The 5,709-nt window shown below is 53.7% G+C and carries 1 protein-coding gene, 2 tRNA genes and 3 rRNA genes; 1 reads left to right on the plus strand and 5 read right to left on the minus strand.

Annotation, left to right across the window (positions count from 1 at the left end):
• Nucleotides 1–53: 53 nt before the first annotated feature.
• The 5 genes from rrf to M8A51_RS25935 form a co-directional block, all read right to left on the minus strand.
• Nucleotides 54–166, minus strand: a 5S ribosomal RNA gene (gene rrf, locus M8A51_RS25915).
• 151 nt (nt 167–317) lie between these two features.
• Nucleotides 318–3,193 (minus strand): 23S ribosomal RNA (locus tag M8A51_RS25920).
• A 283-nt stretch (nt 3,194–3,476) separates the two neighbouring features.
• Nucleotides 3,477–3,552: transfer RNA gene (locus M8A51_RS25925), tRNA-Ala, on the minus strand.
• Nucleotides 3,553–3,581: 29 nt separating this feature from the next.
• Nucleotides 3,582–3,658: transfer RNA gene (locus tag M8A51_RS25930), tRNA-Ile, on the minus strand.
• A gap of 160 nt (nt 3,659–3,818) precedes the next feature.
• Nucleotides 3,819–5,349: ribosomal RNA gene (locus tag M8A51_RS25935) — 16S ribosomal RNA — on the minus strand.
• Together the 16S, 23S and 5S rRNA genes with 2 tRNA genes alongside form the textbook arrangement of a ribosomal RNA operon.
• A gap of 76 nt (nt 5,350–5,425) precedes the next feature.
• Here M8A51_RS25935 and M8A51_RS25940 point away from each other — a divergent pair.
• A partial coding sequence (locus tag M8A51_RS25940; protein WP_251781521.1) for a hypothetical protein occupies nt 5,426–5,709 on the plus strand: 284 nt, incomplete at its 3' end.

The raw sequence follows: 5,709 nt of genomic DNA on the forward strand, positions 1-5,709 counted from the left end.
AAAGCAAAAACCCCCTGCATTCACTGGGAATGAGGGGGTTTGCTGGTGTAATAGCCTGACGATGTCCTACTTTCACACGGGAATCCGCACTATCATCGGCGCTGAGGCGTTTCACTGTCCTGTTCGGGATGGGAAGGAGTGGGACCACCTCGCTATGGTCATCAGGCATAACTTGTTGCCGTCCTGGTATTGAGCCAGGGCGACCAATTCGCAGAGTTTTGAATCAGCTTTGATTTGATTGCGTCGCCAGAGGTGGTGTGAACCACCCGGCATAAGCTTAAGACTCAATCTTTGAGACACGAGGATCTCAAAGTTATAGGGTCAAGCCGCACGAGCAATTAGTACTGGTTAGCTTAACGCATTACTGCGCTTCCACACCCAGCCTATCAACGTCCTGGTCTTGAACGACTCTTCAGGGGGCTCAAGGCCCCGGCAAGACTCATCTTGAGACGAGTTTCCCGCTTAGATGCTTTCAGCGGTTATCTCTTCCGCACTTAGCTACTCGGCAATGCCACTGGCGTGACAACCGATACACCAGAGGTGCGTCCACTCCGGTCCTCTCGTACTAGGAGCAGGCTCTCTCAATCTTGCAGCGCCCACGGAAGATAGGGACCAAACTGTCTCACGACGTTTTAAACCCAGCTCACGTACCTCTTTAAATGGCGAACAGCCATACCCTTGGGACCGGCTACAGCCCCAGGATGAGATGAGCCGACATCGAGGTGCCAAACACCGCCGTCGATATGAACTCTTGGGCGGTATCAGCCTGTTATCCCCAGAGTACCTTTTATCCGTTGAGCGATGGCCCTTCCATACAGAACCACCGGATCACTTAGTCCTACTTTCGTATCTGCTCGACTTGTCAGTCTCGCAGTTAAGCACGCTTTTGCCTATGCACTATCAGCACGATTTCCGACCGTGCCTAGCGTACCTTCGAACTCCTCCGTTACGCTTTGGGAGGAGACCGCCCCAGTCAAACTGCCTACCATACACTGTCCCCAACCCGGATCACGGGCCAAGGTTAGAACCTCAAACACACCAGGGTGGTATTTCAAGGTTGGCTCCACCAGAACTAGCGTCCCGGCTTCAAAGCCTCCCACCTATCCTACACAGATCTGTTCAAAGTCCAATGTAAAGCTACAGTAAAGGTTCATGGGGTCTTTCCGTCTTTCCGCGGGGAGATTGCATCATCACAAACATTTCAACTTCGCTGAGTCTCTGGAGGAGACAGTGTGGCCATCGTTACGCCATTCGTGCAGGTCGGAACTTACCCGACAAGGAATTTCGCTACCTTAGGACCGTTATAGTTACGGCCGCCGTTTACCGGGGCTTCGATCAAGAGCTTGCACCCCATCACTTAACCTTCCGGCACCGGGCAGGCGTCACACCCTATACGTCGACTTTCGTCTTTGCAGAGTGCTGTGTTTTTATTAAACAGTCGCAGCCACCGATTCTCTGCGACCCCATTCGGCTCCCCCTGTACGGGTTCACCTACTCGGGGCACACCTTCTTCCGAAGTTACGGTGTCAATTTGCCGAGTTCCTTCTCCAGAGTTCTCTCAAGCGCCTGAGAATACTCATCACGCGCACCAGTGTCGGTTTGCGGTACGGTCGTGTGTAGCTGAAGCTTAGTGGCTTTTCCTGGAAGCAGGGTATCACTCACTTCGGCTGCAAGCAGCCTCGTTATCACCCCTCATCTAAGCCCGGCGGATTTGCCTACCAGGCACGACTACAGGCTTGAACCGGGACATCCAACACCCGGCTGAGCTAACCTTCTCCGTCCCCACATCGCACTACACATCGGTACAGGAATATTGACCTGTTTCCCATCAGCTACGCATCTCTGCCTCGCCTTAGGGGCCGACTCACCCTACGCCGATGAACGTTGCGTAGGAAACCTTGCGCTTACGGCGAGGGGGCTTTTCACCCCCTTTAACGCTACTCATGTCAGCATTCGCACTTCCGATACCTCCAGCATCCCTTACGAGACACCTTCACAGGCTTACGGAACGCTCTCCTACCGCGCACATTGCTGTGCACCCGCAGCTTCGGTAACTGGCTTAGCCCCGTTACATCTTCCGCGCAGGACGACTCGATCAGTGAGCTATTACGCTTTCTTTAAATGATGGCTGCTTCTAAGCCAACATCCTGACTGTTTTAGCCTTCCCACTTCGTTTCCCACTTAGCCAATTTTAGGGACCTTAGCTGGCGGTCTGGGTTGTTTCCCTCTTGAGTCCGGACGTTAGCACCCGGTGCTCTGTCTCCCAAGCTCTACTCATCGGTATTCGGAGTTTGCAATGGTTTGGTAAGTCGCCATGACCCCCTAGCCATAACAGTGCTCTACCCCCGACGGTAATACTTGAGGCACTACCTAAATAGTTTTCGGAGAGAACCAGCTATTTCCAAGTTTGTTTAGCCTTTCACCCCTATCCACAGCTCATCCGCTAGTTTTGCAACACTAGTCGGTTCGGACCTCCAGCACCTGTTACGGTACCTTCATCCTGGCCATGGATAGATCACTTGGTTTCGGGTCTACACCCAGCGACTGAACGCCCTATTCGGACTCGGTTTCCCTGCGCCTTCCCTATGCGGTTAAGCTCGCCACTGAATGTAAGTCGCTGACCCATTATACAAAAGGTACGCCGTCACCCCTTGCGAGGCTCCGACTTTTTGTATGCATGCGGTTTCAGGATCTATTTCACTCCCCTCCCGGGGTTCTTTTCGCCTTTCCCTCACGGTACTAGTTCACTATCGGTCGATTACGAGTATTTAGCCTTGGAGGATGGTCCCCCCATCTTCAGACAGGATTTCACGTGTCCCGCCCTACTTGTCGCACGCCTAGTTCCACCACCCACATTTTTCATACGGGGCTATCACCCGCTATGGCCGGCCTTTCCAGACCGTTCTGATATGTCGATGGCTAAAACGTGCAGGCTGGTCCGATTTCGCTCGCCACTACTTTCGGAATCTCGGTTGATGTCTGTTCCTCGAGCTACTGAGATGTTTCAGTTCACCCGGTTCGCCTCGCATGACTATGTATTCATCATGCGATACCCCTAAGGGTGGGTTTCCCCATTCGGAAATCTCCGGATCAAAGCTTATTTGCCAGCTCCCCGAAGCTTATCGCAGGCTATCACGTCCTTCGTCGCCTGTAATCGCCAAGGCATCCACCACATGCACTTAGTCACTTGACCCTATAACTTTGACACCTCGAAGGTGTCGTCAAGGACTGTCCGATCGATGTCTCGATCGGTTGAGTATTTCGCGTTATGCCGTGCTTCAAACTCTTATCGAGTTGAAGTCTGGTGACGCAATCAAATGTTGCTGATGGCACGGACGTGTCTTGCGACACTTTCCATCAGCAACGCTGATTCGACTCTACGAATTGTTAAAGAACAACAGCCGCTCTTGCGAGCCGCTCACGCCAACCATCCAGTCGATGGCTCGCGTGAGCGCACAAGATACATTTTCGAGTGATGGTGGAGGATGACGGGATCGAACCGACGACCCCCTGCTTGCAAAGCAGGTGCTCTCCCAGCTGAGCTAATCCCCCAGAACCTGATCTGTCAGACACGAAGGATTTGGTGGGTCTGGTTGGATTCGAACCAACGACCCCCGCCTTATCAAGACGGTGCTCTAACCGACTGAGCTACAGACCCAACTTTCACACCTTCTCGTGAAGCGCGATGTCTGCGGCTCCCGTCAACCCCGGGCTTCTCACCCTTGCCAGGTTCACGCCTGCCGGTTCACGTTCACTCACTGTCGTCAACAACAACAGCCGATAAGTGTGGGCGCAAGAATTTGAATGCTTCTATCCAGAAAGGAGGTGATCCAGCCGCACCTTCCGATACGGCTACCTTGTTACGACTTCACCCCAGTCACGAACCCTGCCGTGGTAAGCGCCCTCCTTGCGGTTAGGCTACCCACTTCTGGCAGAACCCGCTCCCATGGTGTGACGGGCGGTGTGTACAAGACCCGGGAACGTATTCACCGCGACATGCTGATCCGCGATTACTAGCGATTCCGACTTCACGCAGTCGAGTTGCAGACTGCGATCCGGACTACGACCGGTTTTCTGGGATTAGCTCCCCCTCGCGGGTTGGCAGCCCTCTGTACCGGCCATTGTATGACGTGTGTAGCCCTACCCATAAGGGCCATGATGACCTGACGTCATCCCCACCTTCCTCCGGTTTGTCACCGGCAGTCTCATTAGAGTGCCCTTTCGTAGCAACTAATGACAAGGGTTGCGCTCGTTGCGGGACTTAACCCAACATCTCACGACACGAGCTGACGACGGCCATGCAGCACCTGTGTCCAGGCTCCCTTTCGGGCACTCCCACATCTCTGCAGGATTCCTGGCATGTCAAGGGTAGGTAAGGTTTTTCGCGTTGCATCGAATTAAACCACATCATCCACCGCTTGTGCGGGTCCCCGTCAATTCCTTTGAGTTTCAACCTTGCGGCCGTACTCCCCAGGCGGTCAACTTCACGCGTTAGCTTCGTTACTGAACAGCAAGCCGTCCAACAACTAGTTGACATCGTTTAGGGCGTGGACTACCAGGGTATCTAATCCTGTTTGCTCCCCACGCTTTCGTGCATGAGCGTCAGTGCAGGCCCAGGAGATTGCCTTCGCCATCGGTGTTCCTCCGCATATCTACGCATTTCACTGCTACACGCGGAATTCCATCTCCCTCTGCCGCACTCTAGCCGTGCAGTCACAAATGCAGTTCCCAGGTTGAGCCCGGGGATTTCACATCTGTCTTGCACAACCGCCTGCGCACGCTTTACGCCCAGTAATTCCGATTAACGCTTGCACCCTACGTATTACCGCGGCTGCTGGCACGTAGTTAGCCGGTGCTTATTCTTCAGGTACCGTCATCCCTTCGAGGTATTAACCCAAAGGATTTCTTCCCTGACAAAAGCGGTTTACAACCCGAAGGCCTTCTTCCCGCACGCGGCATGGCTGGATCAGGCTTGCGCCCATTGTCCAAAATTCCCCACTGCTGCCTCCCGTAGGAGTCTGGGCCGTGTCTCAGTCCCAGTGTGGCTGGTCGTCCTCTCAGACCAGCTACAGATCGTCGCCTTGGTAGGCCTTTACCCCACCAACTAGCTAATCTGACATCGGCCGCTCCAATAGCGCGAGGCCTTGCGGTCCCCCGCTTTCACCCTCAGGTCGTATGCGGTATTAATCCGGCTTTCGCCGGGCTATCCCCCACTACTGGGCACGTTCCGATGTATTACTCACCCGTTCGCCACTCGCCACCAGGATTGCTCCCGTGCTGCCGTTCGACTTGCATGTGTAAGGCATGCCGCCAGCGTTCAATCTGAGCCAGGATCAAACTCTTCAGTTCGATCTTGAAATTTTGCTCAAAACGGAATTGAAGTGAACTTCACTTCAGTTTTCCGTGAGCGTTTGTGGAGCCAGTGTTGCCACCGGACTTCCTTGGCATTCGCCTTCAAACGCCCACGCTTATCGGCTGTTATTTGTTAAAGAACATTCTGATTCGCATCGCTTCCGCTTTGCTCTTCAGTTCGCTGACTCGTTATCAGCAAAGAAGCGAGATTATGACAAACTTTTTTAAACCCTGTCAAGCACTCAGCTCTTTTTTCTTCGCCTCCCGCTTTCGGCACCCGCCTCTTTTCGAAACCAGCACCGCGTTCAGCGAAGACAGTGACTGTAGCACAGAAAAAAAGAAAGGCGCAAGCAGGTC

Source organism: Caldimonas mangrovi, assembly GCF_023721835.1.
Taxonomy (GTDB): domain Bacteria; phylum Pseudomonadota; class Gammaproteobacteria; order Burkholderiales; family Burkholderiaceae_C; genus Caldimonas; species Caldimonas mangrovi.